Source organism: Caballeronia sp. M1242, from assembly GCF_017220215.1.
In the GTDB taxonomy this organism is placed as follows: Bacteria; Pseudomonadota; Gammaproteobacteria; order Burkholderiales; family Burkholderiaceae; genus Caballeronia.
Window position 1 is genome coordinate 1,146,122 of sequence record NZ_CP071129.1, and the last position, 20,238, is coordinate 1,166,359.

Sequence of the window (20,238 nt, forward strand, 5' to 3'; positions counted from 1 at the left end):
TCACGATACGGCCACCTCGCGTAGCACGAGCGTCGCGTCGAATGCTTGCGAATCGACCGAGGCGAGTCGGTCCAGATACGCGACGGCGAAGCTGCCGGGCAACGCGGCTTCGCGGGCGGCGAGCTCGCCGGCGACGGTCGAATAGGCGATGGCGGCGATCGTCGCCGCCCAGTGTTCATCGCGCGATTGCGCCGCGCCGACGAACGCCGCGACGGCCGCAGAAAGCGCGCAGCCGACGCCGGTCACGCGCGTCATCAGCGGCGAGCCGTTCGAGAGCGCGATCACGCGGCGGCCATCGGTGATGTAATCGGTCGCGCCGGTGACGGCGACGACGGCCTGCGTGTTGAGCGCGAGGATCTGCGCGGCGTCGAGCGCGGCGTCGGTGGCGGCGGTGCTGTCGACGCCGCGTCCGCTCGCTTCGCCGCCCGACAGGCTGATGATCTCCGACGCGTTGCCGCGAATCACGGCCGGCTTCGCGTCGAGCAATTCGAGCGCGAATTCGGTGCGGAACGCGAGCGGGCCGACAGCGACGGGATCGAGCACCCAAGGCGTGCCCGCGCGGTTGGCGGCATCGACGGCGGCGCGCATCGCGCGCATTTGCGGCACGTCGAGCGTGCCGAGGTTGATCAGGAGCGCATGGGCGAGCGGCGCGAACTGCGCGGCTTCCTCGCGCGCGACGACCATCGCCGGCGCCGCGCCGATGGCGAGCAGCACGTTGGCCGTGAAGTTCGTGACGACGAGGTTCGTCAGGCAGTGGACGAGCGGCGCGCGCTCGCGCACGCGCGTGACGAACGAAAAGAGATCGGCAGCAAGCATGATGAGGAGAGGTTAGCCCGATCGGCCGATGACCGCGGCCCAAGCAACAGCCAAGAAGGCAACGTCAGTGCCGCGCCTCGCCGATCAGCGCGACGGAATCGAACGCGCGCTGGTTCGCCTGATGGCGGCGCATGACGAAGTACATCATCAGACACACGAACGAGCCGAACATCACGATCACGAACTGGATCGGCATGTCGAGCCAGACGAGCACCGCGTACAGGCACAGCATGATGAGCACGGACAGGTTCTCGTTGAAGTTCTGCACGGCGATCGAATGGCCGGCGGACAGCAGCACGTGCCCGCGATGCTGCAAAAGCGCGTTCATCGGCACGACGAAAAAGCCCGACAGCCCGCCGACGATCATCAGAAACAGATACGCGATCAGCAGATAGCCCGGGAAGTGCATCCGGCCGAAGTAGACGCCCCAATGCGCGGGAAAGAGATGCCGCGTGTAGAAGGCCATCAGCATGACGGCGAGCCCCATCGCGATGCCCACCGGCAGCACGGAGAGCGAACGCTTGAGCGGCACGCGCGCCGCCGCGAGCACCGCGCCGGCCGCCACGCCCACCGCGATGACCGCCTGCAGAATGGCCGCCTGCGAAAGCGTCATGCCGAGCGACACTTCGGCCCACTTCAGCACGATGAATTGCAGCGTCGCGCCCGCGCCCCAGAAGAGCGTCGTGACCGCGAGCGAAATCTGGCCGAGCTTGTCGCGCCAGAGCGTGAGAAAGCAGTCCGCGAAATCGGTGATGAGCTTGATGGGCCGGTGTTCCTGCTTCGGGTAGCGCGCGCCGGTATCGGGAATGCGCAGGTTGAAGACGGCGGCGACCACGTACATCAGCATGATGACGAGCATCGCGGCTTCGGCGGGCGTGTTGATGCGCGGTATGTGCAGCGTCAGCAGGTGGCTCGCGATATGCGGGCTGATGAGCGCGCCGCCCATGACGGTGCCGAGAATGATGGAGCCGACCGTCGTGCCTTCGATCCAGCCGTTCGCCGCGACGAGCCGGTCGGGCGGCAGCAATTCCGTGAGAATGCCGTACTTCGCGGGCGAATAGGCCGCCGCGCCGAAGCCGACGATGCCATAAGCCAGAAGCGGATGCGCGCCGACCAGCATCGTGATGCAGCCGACCACCTTGATGGAATTGGTCACGAACATCACGCGCCCCTTCGGCCGCGAATCCGCGAAAGCGCCGACGAACGCCGCCAGCACCACATAGGAGAGCACGAAGAACAGCTTGAGCAGCGGCGTCATCCAGTTCGGCGCGTGAAGGTCTTTCAGCAGTGCAATGGCAGCGATCAGTAGAGCGTTATCGGCCAGCGACGAGAAAAACTGCGCGGCCATGATGGTGTAAAAACCTTTTTTCATCTGATCCGAAGCTTTCCTCACTGCCGGGAATCCGCCCCCGACGCCGCCGCTGACACCGGTCGCGCGTTCGGGCTTATGCCGTTCGAAATGGGTTGTGCGCACGGCTTTATAACACGAAAATAGGCGCATTCTGACTAGCAGTAATCTCGATTACATGCGAGACGGTACGTTCGCACGTCTCTTTCGTCATAAAGTACTGATTCGCAAGGTGTCTCGATTGGCGAACCGGCCGCTCGCCGCGTTGGCGTATGCTTGCCTTTCCGCCTGAACCGCCTTTTGAACCGCATTCCCGACCAAAACTCATGCCGCGCCCCCTTTCCGCAACGATTCACACCGCCGCTCTCGCCAACAACCTTGCCATTGCGCGCAAGTACGCGCCGAAATCCAAAATCTGGGCCGTCGTGAAGGCCAATGCGTATGGCCACGGTCTCGCGCGAGCGTTCCCCGGACTTCGCGCGACGGACGGTTTCGGTCTTCTGGACCTCGAAGAAGCAGCGAAGTTGCGCGAACTCGGCTGGGCAGGCCCCATTTTGTTGCTCGAAGGCTTCTTTCGTCCGACCGATATCGACGTGATCGACCGTTATAGCCTGACTACGGCCATTCACTGCGACGAGCAGTTGCGCATGCTGGAAATGGCGCGGCTCTCGAAGCCGGTCAACATTCAGTTGAAGATGAATAGCGGCATGAACCGGCTCGGCTACACGCCGGAGCGCTTCCGCGCGGCGTGGGAGCGGGCGCGCGCCTGCCACGGCATCGGCCAGATCACGCTCATGACCCATTTTTCCGACGCCGACAGCGAACGCGGCATCGCGCATCAACTGGAGGCGTTCGAGCGCGGCGCGGAAGGCATCGCGGGCGCGCGCAGCCTGTCGAACTCGGCGGCCGTGCTGTGGCACCCGACCGCGCACTTCGACTGGGTGCGCCCGGGCATCATTCTCTACGGCGCGTCGCCGTCGGGCGTGACGGCCGATATCGCCGATACCGGCCTCAAGCCCGCCATGACGCTCACTTCCGAACTGATCGCCGTGCAGACGGTGCAGCCGGGCGACAGCATCGGTTATGGCTCGACCTACACGGCGAACCGGCCGATGCGCATAGGCGTGGTCGCCTGCGGCTACGCGGACGGCTATCCGCGGATCGCGCCCGAGGGCACGCCCGTCATCGTCGATGGCGTGCGGACGGCGCTCGTCGGCCGCGTCTCGATGGACATGCTCACCGTCGATCTGACGCCGTGCCCGAACGCGGGCATGGGTTCGCGCGTGGAATTGTGGGGCGCAAACCTGCCGATCGACGACGTGGCCCGCGCGTGCGGCACCATCGGCTACGAGCTGATGTGCGCGATCGCGCAGCGCGTGCCGGTCCGCGCGGAATGAGCGCGCCGCATCGGGCGTTGGCACTGAATATCTAAAGGCAATACGTGGCAAAAGCAGCGAAGGCAAAGACGCTTTACATCTGTAGCGAGTGCGGCGGACAAGCGCCGAAGTGGACCGGACAGTGCGCGGCCTGCGGGGCGTGGAACACGCTCGTGGAATCGGTGGAGCAGGCGCCGTCGGCGCATCGCTTCCAGGCGCTCGCGAAGAGTTCGCCGGTGCAGCGGCTCGCCGACATCGAAGCGGCGGACGTGCCGCGCTTTTCGACCGGCGTCGGCGAGTTCGACCGCGTGCTCGGCGGCGGTCTCGTGCCGGGCGGCGTGGTGCTGATCGGCGGCGATCCGGGCATCGGCAAATCGACGCTTCTGCTGCAATCGCTCGCGGAAATCGCGCGCGAACGGCCGTCGCTCTATGTGAGCGGCGAGGAGTCCGGCGCGCAGATCGCGTTGCGCGCGCAACGGCTTGGGCTGCTCGGCGGATCCGCGAGTGCGGCGGCGGACCTCGCGCTGCTCGCCGAAATTCAGCTCGAAAAGATTCAGGCGGCCATCGACGAGCAACGTCCGGAAGTCGCCGTCATCGATTCGATTCAGACCATCTATTCCGAGGCGCTGACCTCCGCGCCGGGTTCCGTGGCGCAAGTCCGCGAATGCGCGGCGCAACTGACGCGCATCGCCAAGCAGACGGGCACGGCCATCATCATGGTCGGCCACGTGACCAAGGAAGGCAGTCTCGCGGGTCCGCGCGTGCTGGAGCATATCGTCGATACGGTGCTGTACTTCGAGGGCGACACGCACTCGTCCTTCCGGCTCGTGCGCGCGTTCAAGAACCGCTTCGGCGCGGTCAATGAGCTCGGCGTCTTCGCGATGACGGAGAAAGGCTTGCGCGGCGTGGCGAATCCGTCGGCGCTTTTCTTGTCGCAGCATGAGCAGAGCGTCGCGGGGTCGTGTGTGCTCGTCACGCAGGAAGGTTCGCGGCCGCTGCTCGTCGAAGTGCAGGCGCTCGTCGATACGGCGCATGTGCCGAATCCGCGCCGCCTCGCGGTCGGGCTGGAGCAGAACCGGCTCGCGCTGCTGCTTGCCGTGCTGCATCGGCATGCGGGCATCGCGTGTTTCGATCAGGACGTGTTCCTGAACGCGGTGGGCGGCGTGAAGATTACCGAACCCGCCGCCGATCTCGCGGTACTGCTCGCGATTCACTCGTCGATGCGCAACAAGCCGCTGCCGAAGGGCTTGATCACGTTCGGCGAAGTAGGGCTGGCGGGCGAAATCCGGCCGTCGCCGCGCGGGCAGGATCGCCTGAAGGAAGCGGCCAAGCTCGGCTTTTCCGTCGCGCTGATTCCGAAGGCCAATGCGCCGAAGCAGGCGGTGGACGGTCTGAAAGTGATCGCGGTCGATCGCATCGAAGAAGCCATCGACCGCGTGCGCGATGTCGAGTGAACGGATCGGACCCTCGGTAACGGGCCGTAAGAAAGACGCGCGCCGCTGTAACCTGGCGCGAGCGCGGTTTTCATATCCTTCTGGGACCCAGGACCGGCGGATGAAGCCACCGCGCGCCGCCGCGCCGAAGTGACTGGATGGATCGAGAGGATCACGCTTTGAAACATGTCAAAACAGCCCGGCCCGCCCCAGCGTTCCACCTGCGCGGCTGCCGCGTCTCGGCGCCTCTGCAACAGCCGTTCGGCAGCGGATGCCGGATCGTCGAATGGATCGACGGCGAAGGGCAGATCTCGCGGCGCGTCGTGTCGGCGGACGTAACGGAGGCCGAAGTCGTCGCGACCATTCGCCGTCACGTCACGGGCCGCAAACACGTGCTCGTGGACGACGAGCGTCAGCCGCGCCAGACCTTGCCGCGACGCTAGTTTTATCGGCCGAGAAAGAGCGGATGCGCTGCCGCTTCCGCCGGCGTGAGCACCGGCGCGACGCAGCAGTCGAGCGGTTCGAGGAGCGCCATCCATTCGTCGCGCGTGCGCTCGCGGATGCACGCGGCGAGGCGCGCGGTCAGTTCTTTCGCATCCGCGCCGCCGATCGCCTGCCCGAGACTCCAGTGCCGCGCGGCCCATTCCGGGTGGCCGAGCGCGCCGCATAGCGTCTGCCAGAACTTCAGTTCGAGCGCGCCGACGGCCACGAACTTGTCGTCCGCCGTGCGATAGACGTTGTAGCAAGGCACGCCGCCGTTGAGCAGGCCGGCTCCCGCCCGCGTGCCCGGCTCGTCGGCATTGGCGAGCGCGATGTGCGCCATCACGTTGTGGGCGTGAACGGCGTGCGTCATGGAGACGTCGACGAAGCGGCCTTCGCCCCCGCGCGCGACGTGCCAGAGCGCGGCCAACATTTGCGTCACGGCCGCGAGCGCCCCGCCGAGCAAATCCGCAAGCTGGAAATTGGGCGCGATGGGCGCGCCGTCTGCATCAGCAAGCTGATCCAGCACGCCCGCATACGCGATGTAGTTCAGATCGTGCCCCGCCTTGTCGGCGAACGGGCCTTTGCTGCCGAACCCGGTGATCGCGCAGTAGACGAGCTTCGGATTGACCTGCCGCAGCACGTCGTAGCCGACGCCGAGCCGCGTCATCACCGTCGGCCGGAAGCTCTCGACGAGCACGTCGGCGTCCCTTGCCAGTTCGATCAATTTCGCGCGCCCGGCATCGGTCTTCAGATCGAGCGTGAGCGACCGCTTGCCGCGATTCACGATCCGATAGAACGCGCTCGGAGCGCCGCTCGCGCGGTCGGCGTCGCTTTGCAGCATGGAGCGGGCGTAGTCGCCTTCGCCCGGCGGCTCGATCTTTAGCACGTCCGCGCCGAGTTCGGCGAGGCGCAGCGTGGCCACCGGACCGGGCAGAAGCCGCGTCAGATCCAGCACGCGAAGACCGGCGAGAGCGGGGGAGGTCGTCAAGTCGTCGGTCTCCGTGAAGAATCACGAGCTCAGTTGTTCGAGTTCCTCGTGCGCGTCGAGCCACTCCAGTTCGAGCGTCTCGAGCCGCGCGTTGACTTCGCCCTGACGGCGAATCGTGTCGGTGAGCTTCGCCTTCAGCGCGGCGTCGTAGCTCGCGGGATCGGCGACGAACGCATCCAGCGTCGCTTTTTCCGCATTCAGCGCGTCCATTTCTTTCTCGATCTTCGCGATGCGCGATTGCAGCGGCTTGCGCAGATGCGACAGCTTTTGCCGCTCTTGCGCCTCCTGCCTGCGCTGCTCCTTGCGATTCGCCGCGCTGTCCGGCGCATTGCCGGAAGCCGACGCGCCGCCGTTCGCTTCTTTCGCCGCCGCCCGCGTGTCGGCGGCATGTTGCAGAAGCCAGTCGCGATAATCGTCGAGATCGCCGTCGAACGGACTCAGCCGGTGCTTCGCCACCAGCATGAAGGTGTCGGTGGTGGCGCGCAGCAGATGCCGGTCGTGCGACACGAGAATGAGCGTGCCTTCGAATTGCGCGAGCGCCATGGTCAGCGCGTGGCGCGTTTCGAGATCGAGGTGGTTCGTCGGTTCGTCGAGCAACAGCAGATTGGGCTTCTGCCAGATGATGAGCGCGAGCGCGAGCCGGGCCTTTTCGCCGCCGGAGAACGGCGCGATCTTCGCGGTGGCCATGTCGCCCGAGAAGTTGAAGCTGCCGAGAAAGTCGCGCAGTTCTTGCTCGCGCGTGTCCGGCGCGAGGCGCGCGAGATGGGCGAGCGCGGAGTCGTCCGGGCGCAGCGTTTCCAGTTGATGCTGGGCGAAATAGCCGATCTGCAAGCCCTTGCCTTGCCGCACGTGACCCGAGAGGGCGTCGAGCGTGCCGGCGAGTGTCTTGATGAGCGTGGACTTGCCCTGACCGTTCGCGCCGAGCAGACCGATGCGCTGCCCGTTCTGAATCGACAGCGTGACGCCTTCGACAATCGGAATCTCGACGCCTTCGTCGCTGCGATAACCGCAGCGCACGTCTTCCATCACCATCATCGGATTCGGCGCGGCATCCGGGGTGCGGAATTCGAACGTGAACGGCGAACTGGCGTGCGCGGGCGCGATCAGTTCCATTTTTTCCAGCGCCTTCACGCGGCTTTGCGCCTGCTTCGCCTTGGTGGCCTTCGCCTTGAAGCGGTCGATGAAGCTCTGCAGATGCTGCACCGTCTTCTGCTGCTTCTCGTAGGCGCTTTGCTGCAACGCGATCTGTTGCGCGCGCAGCACTTCAAACTGGCTGTAGCTGCCGCCGTAACGCTTCACCTGCCGGTTTTCCAGATGCAGCGTGACGTTGCAGACCTCATCGAGGAACTCGCGGTCGTGCGAGATCACGACGAGCGTGCCCGGATAACGGCCGAGCCAGTCTTCCAGCCAGACGATCGCGTCGAGATCCAGGTGGTTCGTCGGTTCGTCGAGCAGCAGCAGGTCGGACGGACACATCAGCGCCTGCGCGAGATTCAGACGCATACGCCAGCCGCCCGAGAAGCTCGCCACCGGCTCGCGCGTCTGTTCGAGCGTGAAGCCGAGCCCGAGCAGCAGCGTTTCCGCGCGGGCGGGCGCGGTGTAGCCGTCGGCATCGGCGAAAGCGGCGTGGGCTTCGGCTTCGGCCGCGCCGTCGTGCGCGGCGGACGCCGCCGCGATCCGCGCCTCGATGGCTCGCAACTGCGTGTCGCCGTCGAGCGTGTAGTCGAGCGCGGTGCGATCCACGGCGGGCGTTTCCTGCGCGACATGCGCGATGCGCCACGACGGCGGCATCGAGAAATCGCCGCCGTCCGCGTGCAACTCGCCGCGCAGCACGGAAAAGAGCGTGGATTTGCCCGCGCCGTTCGCGCCGACGAGACCGGCTTTCTCGCCCGGATTGAGCGTGAAGCTCGTGTCTTCGAAAAGCGGCTTGGTGCCGCGGGACAGGCTGAACTGGTTGAAGCGGATCACGTCGGAGGGCGGCGAAGAGCGCGGACTGAAGGAAACCGCTATTTTAGACCGGGCGCGTATCCCGCAAGGGGTCGTCCGTTCGGCTAATGGCGGGCGAACGCGCAGCGGAGTAGCATCGCCTGACTTTCACCCATTTCAACGCGCGGAGCACGGCATGAATTCGACCACCGACAGCATCTACGGCTTCACGGCACAGCGGCTCGACGGCACGACCACGAGTCTCGACGCGTACCGCGGCAAGGTGCTGCTGATCGTGAACACCGCGAGCGAATGCGGTTTCACGCCGCAGTACAGGGGCCTACAGGAGTTGTACACGCTGTACGCAGGGCGCGGCTTCGAGGTGCTCGGCTTTCCGTGCAACCAGTTCGGCAAGCAGGAGCCGGGCGACGCGGCGCAGATTAGCAGCTTCTGCGAGTCGAACTATGGCGTCACGTTTCCGATGTTCGCGAAGATCGACGTCAACGGGCCGAACGCGCATCCGCTCTTCAAGTATCTGACGGAGAAGGAGCCGGGCGTGCTCGGGCTGGAGGCGATCAAATGGAACTTCACGAAGTTCCTGATCGACCGCAACGGGAACATCGTAAAACGCTACGCGCCGATCACGAAGCCCGAGTCCATCGCGGACGACATCGAAAAGCTGCTCTGACGCGCTCAGAGAATCGGGGAGAAGAGCCGAGCGACGTGCATCGCCATGCGCCGCCAGAACGCGGCGCCGCGATAATCGTTGCCGTCGATCTCATACGCATGCGCGAAGTCCACGAGCAGCATGCTCTCGACTTCGCGGGCGAAGTCGTGATCGACGGTCAGTACGGTGATCTCGAAGTTCAGCCGGAAGGAGCGGTTGTCGAGATTGGCGCTGCCGACCGACGCGGCGATGTCGTCTACGAGCACGACCTTCTGGTGCAAAAACCCCGGCTTGTAGCGGAAGATGCGCACGCCCGCCTGCACGAGATCGTACGCGTACAGCCGAGACGCGGCGAACACCACGCGATGATCGCGCCGGCTCGGAATGAGAATGCGCACGTCCACGCCGCGCATCACGGCGAGTCGCAGCGCCGAGAACACGGCTTCATCGGGAATCAGATACGGCGACGTAATCCAGATCCGCTCGCGCGCCGCGTTGATCGCCTCGACGAAGAAGAGCGAGCAGGTCTCCTGTTTGTCGGCGGGGCCGCTCGAAAGCACCATGCAATGCATGTTCTCGTCCGCATGCGACGCGGGGCCGAGCTCGGGCAGGCGCTGCGTCGCCCAGTACCAGTCTTCGGTGAAGACGAACTGAATGCTGGCAATCGCCGGCCCGCGCACTTCCACATGCGTGTCGCGCCACGGCGAAAGCCGCGGATTGCCGCCGAGATACTCGACGCCCACGTTGTGCCCGCCGACGAATGCGCGCTTGCCGTCGACGACCACGATCTTCCGATGATTACGGAAGTTGATCTGAAAGCGGTGCACGAACTTGCGCTTGGTCGCGAACGGATGCGCTTCGACGCCGCCCGCGCGCAGCGCATGCACGTAGCGATGCGGCAGGTCGAAGCTGCCGATGCTGTCGTAGAGGAAATAGACGCGCACGCCGGCTTTCGCTTTCGCGATGAGCGCGTCCTTCAGCATCTCGCCGAGCGCGTCGGCGCGCACGATGAAGAATTGCACGACGACATACTGTTCGGCCGCTTCGATGGCCTCCAGGATCGCGGAAAACGTCGCGTCGCCATTGACCAGCACGCGTACGGCGTTGCCGCGCAGAAACGGCATGCCGGAGAGCCGTTGCAACGTGCGGATGGTCGGGTTGCCGAGGTATCGCGCGGGGCCGGTGTCGAGTTCGCCGCGCGCGCCGGAAGCGTCGACGAGCGCCGTGCCTGTCGTTGAAGCGTCGCTGCGGTCGGTCGAATCCCACTCGGTCGGCTTTCTGCGGTTGCGCAGAATCTCGATTTCGAGCCGGCGCTCGTCGATATAACCCGCGAACTTGCTGCGCCCGAGGAAGAGATACGGAATGAGCGTGAGGTAAGGCATCGCGACGAGCGACACCGCCCACGCGACCGCGCCTTGCGAGGTGCGCGTATTGATAATGGCGTGGACGGCCGCGATCACGCCGAGCACATGCGCGGCCATCACGAGCGTGCCAACGTGGAGCCAGTCTGCTGCTTGCATAGATGCGTTCGATTCGGAGCTCGATGCGCGCGGATCGCCACGCGAAGCCATACGACGATCGCCGCCGCAAGCGGCGGCGGCGATGCCTTATCTTACCGAACCCGCTTACCGAACCCGCTTACCGAACCTGCTTACCGAACCTGCTTACCGAACCTGACTTGCGCGGCGAATGCCGCTCAGGCCGCTCAGGCCGGAAGGTCCGCCGCCTGGATCAGGAACACGTTGTCGTCGCCGGCGCTGGTCGAAAGCCAGACGAGATCGAGCCCGCCGAGCGCGGCCTCGACGTTCGCCCGCTCGTTGCCGATCTCGACGACGAGCACGCCGTCTTCGGTCAGCCACTTGCCCGCATCGCGTACGATGCGCCGCACGACGTCCATGCCGTCCGCGCCGCCCGCGAGGGCGAGTTCGGGCTCGTGACGGTATTCCTCAGGCAGCGCCTGCATCGCGGTCGCGTTGACGTACGGCGGGTTCGTGATGATGACCTCGTAGCGGGCAGGCGAAAGCGGCGCGTACAGGTCGCCTTCATGCAGCGCGATGCGGTCCTGCAACCCGTAGTCGTCGACATTGCGGCGCGCGACCGCGAGCGCATCGGCGGAAATGTCGACGGCATCGATATCCGCGTTTTCAAATGCTTGCGCCGCGAGAATCGCGAGGCACCCGGAGCCGGTGCACAGTTCGAGCACGCGCGTGACGTGGTCCGGATCGGGCACGTATGGTTGCAGGCCATCCTGCAACAATTCGCCGATGAACGAGCGCGGCACGATCACGCGCTCGTCGACATAGAAACGATGGCCGTGCATCCACGCTTCCTGCGTGATGTACGCGGCCGGCACGCGTTCCTTGGCACGGCGCTCGATCACCTGCATGACGGCATCGATTTCGGTGTCGAGCAGGCGGGCGTCCAGAAACGGTTCGAGCGTGTCGAGCGGCAAGTGCAGCGTATGCAGAATCAGATACGCGGCTTCGTCATAGGCGTTGGTCGAGCCGTGACCGAACGAGAGGCCGGCTTCCGTGAAGCGCGAGACGCCGAAGCGCAGCAGGTCGCGGACGGTGGTGAAGGGTAGCGCCATCGAAGGCTCCTTTGTTTTTTTACGGGTAAAGATTTACGCGATCAGTTCTTCGAGCACGCGGCGGTAGACGTTTTTCAGCGGCTCGATGAAGCGCACGTCGACATGTTCGTCGATCTTGTGGATGCTGCCGTTCGGCGGCCCGAACTCGACGACCTGCTCGCAGATGCGCGCGATAAAGCGGCCATCGGACGTGCCGCCCGTGGTGGACAGTTCCGGACGCACGCCGGTTTCATCGTGGATGGCTTTTTCTAGCGCGTTGGAGAGCACGCCGCGCGGCGTCAGGAAGGGCAGGCCGCTCACCGTCCAGGTGAGATCGTAGTCGAGCGCGTGTTTGTCGAGAATCGCGTGGACGCGGCTTTGCAAGCCTTCGACCGTGCTCGCCGTCGAGAAGCGGAAGTTGAACATCAACTCGGCGTGGCCCGGAATGACATTCGTCGCGCCGGTGCCGGAGCGCAGGTTCGACACTTGCCAGGTGGTCGGCGGGAAATACTCGTTGCCGTCGTCCCAGCGTTGCGCGACGAGTTCGGCGAGCGCGGGCGCGAGCAGGTGAATCGGATTGCGCGCGAGATGCGGATACGCGATATGCCCCTGCACGCCCTTCACGACGAGCTTGCCGGACATGGAGCCGCGCCGCCCGTTCTTGACCATGTCGCCGAGTGTTTCGTTCGACGTCGGCTCCCCTACGATGCAGTAATCGAGCCGCTCGCCGCGCGCCTTCAGCGCTTCTACCACTTTCACGGTGCCGTCGGTGGCGGGGCCTTCCTCGTCGCTCGTGATGAGCAGTGCGAGCGAGCCGCGATGCTGCGGACACTTCGCGATGAATTCTTCGCTCGACACGACGAACGCCGCGAGCGACGTTTTCATGTCCGCGGCGCCGCGCCCGTAGAGCTTGCCGTCGCGATGCGTCGGCGTGAAGGGCGGCGAAGTCCATTGATCGAGCGGGCCGGTCGGCACGACATCGGTATGTCCGGCGAACGCGAGCAGCTTGCCCGACGCGCCGTCGGTGCCGCGCTTCACGGCCCACAGATTCGTGACGCCGCCCGACTCGATGGTTTCGCATTCGAAGCCGACGGCGGACAGACGCTCGATCATCAGCGCCTGGCAATGGCGGTCGTCGGGCGTGACGGACGCGCGCTCGATCAGGGCTTCGGTTAAGGACAAGGTGCCGGGCATGGTTTCAGCCTGCATTTCTTTCGACAGCGTAAAAAAATGCCGGCGCGGGGCCGGCAAGCGGTTTGGCGTGACGCGACGGCGTGATGTTCAGAGCCATCGCACAGAGATCACGCGAACAGCGTCTCGTATTGCTCGGCCGAAAAGCCGAGCGTCTTCACGCGGCCGTTCACGACGACGACCGGCCGCTTGATGATCGACGGCTTGTGGATCATCAGCGCGATCGCGCCGGAAGTCGTGTCGGCTTCCGCCTTGTGCACGTCCGAAAGACCGCGCCACGTCGTGCCGCGCTTGTTGATGAGCTGTTCCAGCGGCACGTCCTTCAGCCAGTCCTGAAGCAGCTTCTCGTTCACGCCGGCCTTCTTGAAGTCGTGGAACTCGAACGGCACGCCGTGCTCTTCCAGCCACACGCGCGCCTTCTTCACCGTGTCGCAGTTGGGGATGCCGTACACGACCGTCATGGCATTGGAGCCGCGCGCCACGATCAGTCGCCTCGCAGCAGTTCGTTCAGGCCGACCTTCGCGCGAGTCTTCGCATCGACCTTCTTCACGATCACCGCGCAGTAGAGGCTGTGCGAGCCGTCCTTCGAGGGCAGATTGCCCGCCACGACGACCGAGCCCGCCGGAATGCGGCCGTAGCTCACCTGACCGGTTTCGCGGTCATAAATCTTCGTGCTCTGGCCGAGGTAGACGCCCATCGAAATGACCGAGTTTTCCTCGACGATCACGCCTTCCACCACTTCCGAGCGTGCGCCGATGAAGCAGTTGTCCTCGATGATGACCGGGTTCGCCTGCAACGGCTCCAGCACGCCGCCGATGCCCACGCCGCCCGACAGGTGCACGTTCTTGCCGATCTGCGCGCATGAGCCGACGGTGGCCCAAGTATCGACCATCGTGCCCTCGTCGACGTAAGCGCCGATGTTGGTGTACGACGGCATCAGCACCACGTTCTTCGCGATGTACGAGCCGCGGCGCGCAATGGCCGGCGGCACCACGCGAAAGCCGCCCGCTGCGAAGTCTTCGGCGGTGTAGTTGGCGAACTTCGAGGGCACCTTGTCGTAGAACTGGCTGTAGCCGCCGGCGGGCATCGGCGCGTTGTCTTCGAGGCGGAACGACAGCAGCACGGCCTTCTTCAGCCACTGGTTCACGACCCAGTCGCCGTCGCGCTTCTCGGCGACGCGCAAGGCGCCGCGGTCCAGTTGCTCGATGGCGTGCGAGACGGCTTCGCGCACTTCCGCGGGCGCGGCTTTCGCCGACAGCTCGGCGCGGTTTTCCCAGGCGTTGTCGATGATGCTCTGAAGTTGTTCCGACATAGTGATTTCAAGGATGGAGAGAAGAACCGGCAACGCGTTTAGGACCGTTCAGGTGTTCAGCGTGCGGCAGAATTCGACGATGCGGCGGGCGCCTTCGATACATTCATCGGTCCCGGCAACGAGCGCGATACGCACGAACCCTTCGCCGGGATTCGTGCCATGCGCGGGACGAGCGAGATAGGAGCCCGGCAGAACCGTCACATTATAGTCGGCGTACAGGCGCGCGGCGAACTCGGTATCCGTGAGCCCGGTGCGCGAAACGTTCGCCCAGAGATAGAACGCGGCGTCGGGCAGACGCACGTCGAGCACGTCGGCGAGCATCGGCGTGACCGTGCGGAATTTGCTCGCGTAGAGCGCGCGGTTCTCGCGCACGTGCGCTTCGTCCTGCCACGCGGCGATGCTCGCGCGCTGAAACACGGTCGAGAGCGCCGCGCCGTGATACGTGCGATACAGAAGGAAGCTCTTGAGCACCGCAGCGTCGCCGGCGACGAAGCCCGAGCGCATGCCCGGCACGTTCGATCGTTTCGAGAGGCTGGACAGCATCACGAGGCGGTCGAAGCCGCGGCCCAGCAGACGCGCGGCTTCGAGACCGCCGAGTGGCGGCTGCCCTTCGTCGAAGTAAATCTCGGAATAGCATTCATCGGAGGCGATCACGAAGCCGTGCTTGTCCGAGAGCGCGAAGAGTTCGCGCCAGTTGTCGAGCGTGAGCACGGCGCCCGTCGGGTTGCCGGGCGAGCAGACGTAGAGCAGTTGCGTGCGCGCCCAAATGTCGTCGGGCACGGCCGAGTAATCGCACGCGAAGTTGCGCGCGGGGTCGCTATTGACGAAGTACGGCTCCGCGCCCGCGAGCAACGCGGCGCCTTCGTAGATTTGGTAGAACGGGTTCGGGCAGAGTACGATCGGCGGTTTCGCGCCCGCGAGTTCCTGCGTGCTGCGGCTGTCGATCACCGTCTGCGCGAGCGCGAACAAGGCTTCGCGCGAGCCGGAAACGGGCAGCACTTCGGTGGCCGCGTCGATGGAAGCGAGTCCGTAGCGCGCCTTCACCCACGCCGCGATGGCTTCGCGCAGCGGCTCGCTGCCGAGTGTCGCCGGATAGGCAGCGAGGCCGTCGAGCGCGTCGAACACGGCGTCGCGGATCAGCGCGGGCGTCGCATGCTTCGGCTCGCCGATGCCGAAGCTGATCGGCGTGAATCCGGCGCGCGGCTCGATGCCCTTGAACAGCGCGCGCAGCTTTTCGAAGGGATACGGCTGGAGTTTCTGGAGAAGTGGATTCACGGCGTGTCGATTGAGCGATGGACGTCGGGCGGCGGCGAGGCGCCATGCGGCCGCAGCGATCTACGTAGCGGCATGAGAAAGACATCAGATAACGGGCGATTATACCGCGCGCTTTTGCGCTTCACGGCGCGCGGCGGCAAGGACGACAGACGCATGACACGTAGCGAAACCGTATCGAAATCCACGCGCAGAGGAGCGCCGCAATGACGCGCCGCCTGCACGACGCGCTGCCCACGCTCGCCATCATGATCGGCGCTTCCGTGTGGGGCTTCGTCTGGTATCCAATGCGCCTGCTCGCATCGATGGGACTCACCGGCGCCGCCGCCAGCGCGACGACGAGCGGCGCAGCGTGTCTCTTCGTGCTGCTGCTCAAACGCCGCTCGATCCGCACAGTGTCGTGGCACTGGCTGCTCGCGTGCCTCGGCGTGGCGGCGGGCGTGACGAGCGTGGGCTTCGTCTGGGGCGCGATCCACGGACAGGTCATGCGCGTGCTGCTGCTGTTCTATCTAACGCCCGCGTGGACCGCCGTTTTCGCGCATTTCATCTTGCGCGACCGCTTGACGCGCGCCGATGCGGCGCTGTCGCTCTTGTCGCTCGCCGGCGCGGTCACGATGCTCTGGTCGCCCGACCTCGGCGTGCCGCTGCCCGCGAATCTTGCCGAATGGGCCGGGCTCATGGGCGGCATGGGCTTCGCGATGAGCAACGTGCTCGTCGTGAAGATCACGCGCGTCATGCCGGGCATGAAGCCGGAGATGCGCACGGCCGTGATCTTCGGCGGCGCGGCGATCGTGGCGTCCGTCGCCACGTTGTTCGAGCCGATGCCCGCGCCGCCCGCCGCATCGCAGATGGGCACGGTCGCGTTCATCGTGATCGCGCTCGGCGTCGTGCTCGCGGTCAACAACGTGATCGTGCAGATCGGGCTCGCGCGCGTGCCGGCCAATCGCGCGTCCATCATCATGCTGTTCGAACTCGTGGTGACGGCGCTGTCCTCGTGGCTCATCGCGGGCGAAGTGCCGGGGCCGCGCGAATGGGCGGGCGGCGCGTGCATCGTGGCCGCGTGCGTGCTGTCGGCATGGGCGCACAGGCAGGGCCGCGAGCCATCGCAACGGCCGCCCGGCGAGGCCGAACCCGAAAAGAAATCGACACGCGCGATGGTATGATGGTGTCCGCTCGCGCCGCGGCAAGCGGCGTCCGGCGCGCATGAGACCCTCGTCCGCGACCGGCCGCGCCGCGGCTTGTCTGCCGTTCATCCTCCGTCATTCACTTCAAACAGCGATATCGCCGTGCGTCTGACTTCGATCAAACTCGCTGGTTTCAAGTCCTTCGTCGATCCCACGCATTTCCAGGTCCCCGGCCAACTGGTCGGCGTCGTCGGGCCGAATGGCTGCGGAAAGTCCAACATCATCGACGCGGTGCGCTGGGTGCTCGGCGAATCGCGCGCATCCGAATTGCGCGGCGAGTCGATGCAGGACGTCATCTTCAACGGATCCACCGCGCGCAAGCCGGGCAGCCGCGCAAGCGTCGAACTGATCTTCGATAACGCCGACGGCCGCGCCGCCGGTCAATGGAGCGCCTACGGCGAGATTGCCGTCAAGCGTGTGCTCACGCGCGATGGCACCTCCAGCTACTACATCAACAACCTGCCCGCGCGCCGCCGCGACATTCAGGACATCTTTCTCGGCACGGGTCTCGGCCCGCGCGCCTACGCGATCATCGGGCAGGGCATGATCGCGCGCATCATCGAGGCGAAGCCCGAAGACTTGCGCGTGTTCCTCGAAGAAGCCGCGGGCGTCTCGAAGTACAAGGAGCGTCGTCGGGAGACGGAGAATCGTCTGCACGATACGCGCGAGAATCTTACGCGCGTGGAAGATATCGTGCGCGAGTTGACGGCCAATCTGGAGAAGCTGGAAGCGCAGGCCATCGTCGCGACGAAATACAAGGCGTTGCAGACCGAAGGCGAAGAGAAGCAGCGCCTGCTGTGGCTCTTGCGCAAGAACGAAGCGGGCAACGAAGCCGAGCGTCAGCAGCGCGCCATTCGCGACGCGCAGATCGAACTGGAAGCGCAGACGGCGCGTCTGCGCGAAGTGGAAGCGCAACTGGAAACGCTGCGCGTCGCGCACTACAGCGCGAGCGACGCGATGCAGGGCGCGCAGGGCGCGCTCTACGAAGCCAACGCCGAAGTAAGCCGGCTCGAAGCGGAGATCCGCTTCATCGTCGAATCGCGCAATCGCGTGCAGGCGCAGATCGCCGCGCTCGCCGCGCAGCGCGAGCAATGGCAGATGCAGGCGCAGAAGGCGCGCGACGAAATCGAAACGGCGTCCGAAGCATTGGCCGAAGGCGAAGAGAAGGCTGCGATCGCGCAAGAGAACGCCGCCGCGAAGCACGACGCGCTGCCCGCGCTCGAAGCCCGTTGGCGCGACGCGCAGGCGCAATTGAACGAGGAACGCGCGGGCATCGCGCGGGCGGAACAGGCGTTGAAGCTCGAAGCCGCGCATCAGCGCAACGCGGATCAGCAGCTTCAGCAATTGCAGCAGCGTCAGGAACGCCTGAAGAACGAAGCGGGCGGTCTCGACGCTCCCGATGAAGCGCAACTCGAAGAACTGCGCATGCAGCTTGCCGAGAACGAAGAGATTCTGGCCGAAGCGCAGGCGCGTCTTGCCGATGCGCAGGAAACCGTGCCGCGCCTCGACGCCGAGCGCCGCGCCGCGCAAGAGCGCGTGCAGGCGGAAAGCGCGCAGATTCATCAACTCGAAGCGCGCCTTGCCGCGCTGAAAGCGTTGCAGGAGAGCGTGCAGACCGAAGGCAAGATCCAGCCGTGGCTCGACAAGCACGAACTCGGCGGACTGCCGCGTCTGTGGAAGAAGCTGCACGTCGAAGCCGGCTGGGAGCCGGCGCTCGAAGCCGTGCTGCGGGAGCGTCTTGCCGCGCTGGAGGTCTCGAATCTCGACTGGACCAAGGCGTTCGCGAGCGACGCGCCGCCCGCCAAGCTCGCGTTCTTCGCGCCACCTGTCGCGGGCAAGCCGCTGGACGCGCCACAAGGCTTGCGGCCGTTGATTTCGCTTTTGCGCATCGACGACCCCGGCATTCGCGCCGTGCTCAACGAATGGCTCGGCAACACGTTCATCGCCGACGACATCGCGCAGGCGCTCGCCATGCGCAATCAGTTGCCTGAAGGCGGCGCGTTCGTCGTGAAGGCGGGGCATATGGTTACGCGCGTCGGCGTGCAACTCTATGCGTCGGATTCCGAGCAGTCGGGCATGCTGGCGCGCGCGCAGGAAATCGAGAATCTCGCGCGGCAAGTGCGCGCGCAGGCACTGCTCGCGGACGAAGCGAAGGCCAACGCCGTGCGCGCGGACGCCGCTCACACGCAGGCATCGCAAGTTCTCGCCGATGCACGTGCCGCCGCCGAGCGCGCCACGCAGCGCGTCCACGCGTTGCAGATGGACGTGCTCAAGCTCACGCAGGCACACGAGCGCTACACGCAGCGCAGCACGCAGATCGGCGAGGAACTGGAAGAAATCGCCGCGCAGATCGAAGAACAGCGCGCGCTGCGAGCCGAATCGGAAGCTGCGTTCGAGCAGCATGACGCCGAGATCGCCCAATTGCAGGCGCGCTTCGAAGACAATCAGCTTGCGTTCGAATCGCTCGACGAGGCGCTCACCAACGCGCGCCACGAACTGCGCGAACTGGAACGCGTGGCCAGCGACGCGAACTTCGCGGCGCGCGGTCTCGCGGCGAAGATCGAGGAATACAAGCGCAGCATCGACACGGCGCACGAGCAGAGCGAACGCGTGGAAGGCGCGCTGGAAGACGCGCGGGCCGAACTCGAAACCATCAACGCGCAGACGGCACAGACCGGCTTGCAAGACGCCCTCGAAGTGCGCGCGGCACGCGAAGAGGCGCTGCACGCGGCGCGCATCGAACTGGACGATCTCACCGCGCGGCTGCGTCAGGCCGACGAGCAGCGTCTGCAGACGGAGCGGTCGCTCCAGCCGCTGCGCGACAAGATCAACGAATTGCAGTTAAAGGAGCAGGCGGCGCGCATCAACGGCGAGCAGTTCGCCGAGCAGTTGCAGGCCGCGGGCGTCGACGAAGCCGAATTGCAGGCGAAGCTCACGCCCGACATGAAGCCGTCGTATCTGCAAGGCGAAGTCACGCGCCTGAACAATGCGTTGATCGCGCTCGGGCCGGTCAACATGGCCGCGCTCGAAGAACTGGCGGCCGCGACCGAGCGCAAGCACTTCCTCGACGCGCAATCGGCCGATCTGAACGACGCCATCGGCACGCTGGAAGACGCGATCCAGAAGATCGACCAGGAAACGCGCGCTTTGCTGCAAGGCACGTTCGACGAAGTGAATCGCCACTTCGGCGACCTGTTCCCGCGTCTTTTCGGCGGCGGGCAGGCGAAGCTCATCATGACGGGCGACGAAATTCTCGATGCCGGCGTGCAGGTCATGGCGCAGCCGCCCGGCAAGAAGAATTCGACGATTCACCTGCTCTCGGGCGGCGAAAAGGCGCTCACCGCGACGGCGCTCGTCTTCGCGATGTTCCAGCTGAATCCCGCGCCGTTCTGTCTGCTGGACGAAGTGGACGCGCCGCTCGACGACGCGAACACGGAACGCTTCGCCAACCTCGTGCGGGCCATGTCGAGCAAGACCCAATTCCTCTTCATCTCGCACAACAAGATCGCGATGGAGATGGCGCAGCAACTGATCGGCGTCACGATGCAGGAGCAGGGCGTGTCGCGCATCGTCGCGGTGGATATGGAATCCGCCGCGGGATTCGCGCAAAACGGCTGACCCGGTTTTATGAATGAAGGCCGGACGCGGAGCCGGCCAGGCGCGCAGGCGCGGA

At 65.4% G+C, this 20,238-nt stretch carries 16 protein-coding genes; 6 read left to right on the top strand and 10 right to left on the bottom strand.

Annotation, left to right across the window (positions count from 1 at the left end; all coding sequences use genetic code 11):
• Together thiM and lplT are read right to left on the bottom strand one after the other, a co-directional pair.
• Entirely contained in the window at window positions 1-816 is an 816-nt protein-coding gene (gene thiM, locus JYK05_RS05315) for a hydroxyethylthiazole kinase (protein ID WP_206468014.1), read from the bottom strand.
• A 64-nt stretch (window positions 817-880) separates the two neighbouring features.
• A complete protein-coding gene (gene lplT / locus JYK05_RS05320; RefSeq protein ID WP_206468015.1) occupies window positions 881-2,188 on the bottom strand; it encodes a lysophospholipid transporter LplT in 1,308 nt (435 codons plus the stop codon).
• Between the two features lie 302 nt (window positions 2,189-2,490).
• Between lplT and alr the strand changes: the two genes are divergently transcribed.
• From alr to JYK05_RS05335, 3 genes are all read left to right on the top strand, one after another.
• Window positions 2,491-3,561: an alanine racemase gene (gene alr / locus JYK05_RS05325; RefSeq protein WP_206468016.1), complete on the top strand. Its 1,071-nt coding sequence runs from the start codon at window positions 2,491-2,493 to the stop codon at window positions 3,559-3,561.
• Between the two features lie 44 nt (window positions 3,562-3,605).
• Window positions 3,606-4,994 carry a DNA repair protein RadA gene (gene radA, locus JYK05_RS05330; protein WP_206468017.1) on the top strand — a complete coding sequence of 463 codons (1,389 nt, stop codon included), beginning with the start codon at window positions 3,606-3,608 and terminating at the stop codon, window positions 4,992-4,994.
• A 158-nt stretch (window positions 4,995-5,152) separates the two neighbouring features.
• Window positions 5,153-5,416, top strand: a complete 264-nt coding sequence (locus tag JYK05_RS05335) for a DUF2866 domain-containing protein (protein ID WP_241269851.1) — start codon at window positions 5,153-5,155, stop codon at window positions 5,414-5,416.
• Between the two features lie 2 nt (window positions 5,417-5,418).
• On the opposite strand, the gene JYK05_RS05340 is transcribed toward JYK05_RS05335, so the two are convergent.
• On the bottom strand, window positions 5,419-6,444 hold the full coding sequence (locus tag JYK05_RS05340) for a CaiB/BaiF CoA-transferase family protein (protein ID WP_206468018.1): 1,026 nt from the start codon (window positions 6,442-6,444) through the stop codon (window positions 5,419-5,421).
• Between the two features lie 21 nt (window positions 6,445-6,465).
• Window positions 6,466-8,412: an ATP-binding cassette domain-containing protein gene (locus JYK05_RS05345; protein WP_206468019.1), complete on the bottom strand. Its 1,947-nt coding sequence runs from the start codon at window positions 8,410-8,412 to the stop codon at window positions 6,466-6,468.
• A 154-nt stretch (window positions 8,413-8,566) separates the two neighbouring features.
• Here JYK05_RS05345 and JYK05_RS05350 point away from each other — a divergent pair, with 154 nt between their 5' ends.
• A complete protein-coding gene (locus tag JYK05_RS05350; RefSeq protein WP_206468020.1) occupies window positions 8,567-9,058 on the top strand; it encodes a glutathione peroxidase in 492 nt (163 codons plus the stop codon).
• A gap of 5 nt (window positions 9,059-9,063) precedes the next feature.
• Here the strand turns inward: JYK05_RS05350 and cls are convergent, their stop codons facing one another.
• The 6 genes from cls to dapC form a co-directional block, all read right to left on the bottom strand.
• Window positions 9,064-10,557, bottom strand: a complete 1,494-nt coding sequence (gene cls / locus JYK05_RS05355; protein WP_206468021.1) for a cardiolipin synthase — start codon at window positions 10,555-10,557, stop codon at window positions 9,064-9,066.
• Window positions 10,558-10,742: 185 nt separating this feature from the next.
• Window positions 10,743-11,627 (bottom strand): 50S ribosomal protein L3 N(5)-glutamine methyltransferase, encoded by an 885-nt coding sequence (gene prmB, locus JYK05_RS05360; protein ID WP_206468022.1) that lies wholly within the window; start codon window positions 11,625-11,627, stop codon window positions 10,743-10,745.
• Window positions 11,628-11,660: 33 nt separating this feature from the next.
• Complete coding sequence (dapE, locus tag JYK05_RS05365; RefSeq protein ID WP_206468023.1) at window positions 11,661-12,800, bottom strand: succinyl-diaminopimelate desuccinylase; 1,140 nt, start codon at window positions 12,798-12,800, stop codon at window positions 11,661-11,663.
• A 107-nt stretch (window positions 12,801-12,907) separates the two neighbouring features.
• Window positions 12,908-13,279 carry an ArsC family reductase gene (locus JYK05_RS05370; protein ID WP_206468024.1) on the bottom strand — a complete coding sequence of 124 codons (372 nt, stop codon included), beginning with the start codon at window positions 13,277-13,279 and terminating at the stop codon, window positions 12,908-12,910.
• Window positions 13,280-13,281: 2 nt separating this feature from the next.
• The gene (dapD, locus tag JYK05_RS05375; protein ID WP_206468025.1) at window positions 13,282-14,109 is read right to left on the bottom strand and encodes a 2,3,4,5-tetrahydropyridine-2,6-dicarboxylate N-succinyltransferase; all 828 of its coding nucleotides are present in this window, start codon (window positions 14,107-14,109) and stop codon (window positions 13,282-13,284) included.
• A gap of 48 nt (window positions 14,110-14,157) precedes the next feature.
• On the bottom strand, window positions 14,158-15,384 hold the full coding sequence (gene dapC / locus JYK05_RS05380) for a succinyldiaminopimelate transaminase (RefSeq protein ID WP_206468026.1): 1,227 nt from the start codon (window positions 15,382-15,384) through the stop codon (window positions 14,158-14,160).
• Between the two features lie 203 nt (window positions 15,385-15,587).
• On the opposite strand from dapC, the gene JYK05_RS05385 reads away from it, so the two are divergent.
• Window positions 15,588-16,544 (top strand): DMT family transporter, encoded by a 957-nt coding sequence (locus JYK05_RS05385; protein WP_206468027.1) that lies wholly within the window; start codon window positions 15,588-15,590, stop codon window positions 16,542-16,544.
• Window positions 16,545-16,667: 123 nt separating this feature from the next.
• Window positions 16,668-20,183, top strand: coding sequence for a chromosome segregation protein SMC (smc, locus tag JYK05_RS05390; RefSeq protein WP_206468028.1), 3,516 nt, complete (start codon window positions 16,668-16,670; stop codon window positions 20,181-20,183).
• The last annotated feature ends 55 nt before the right edge of the window (window positions 20,184-20,238 follow it).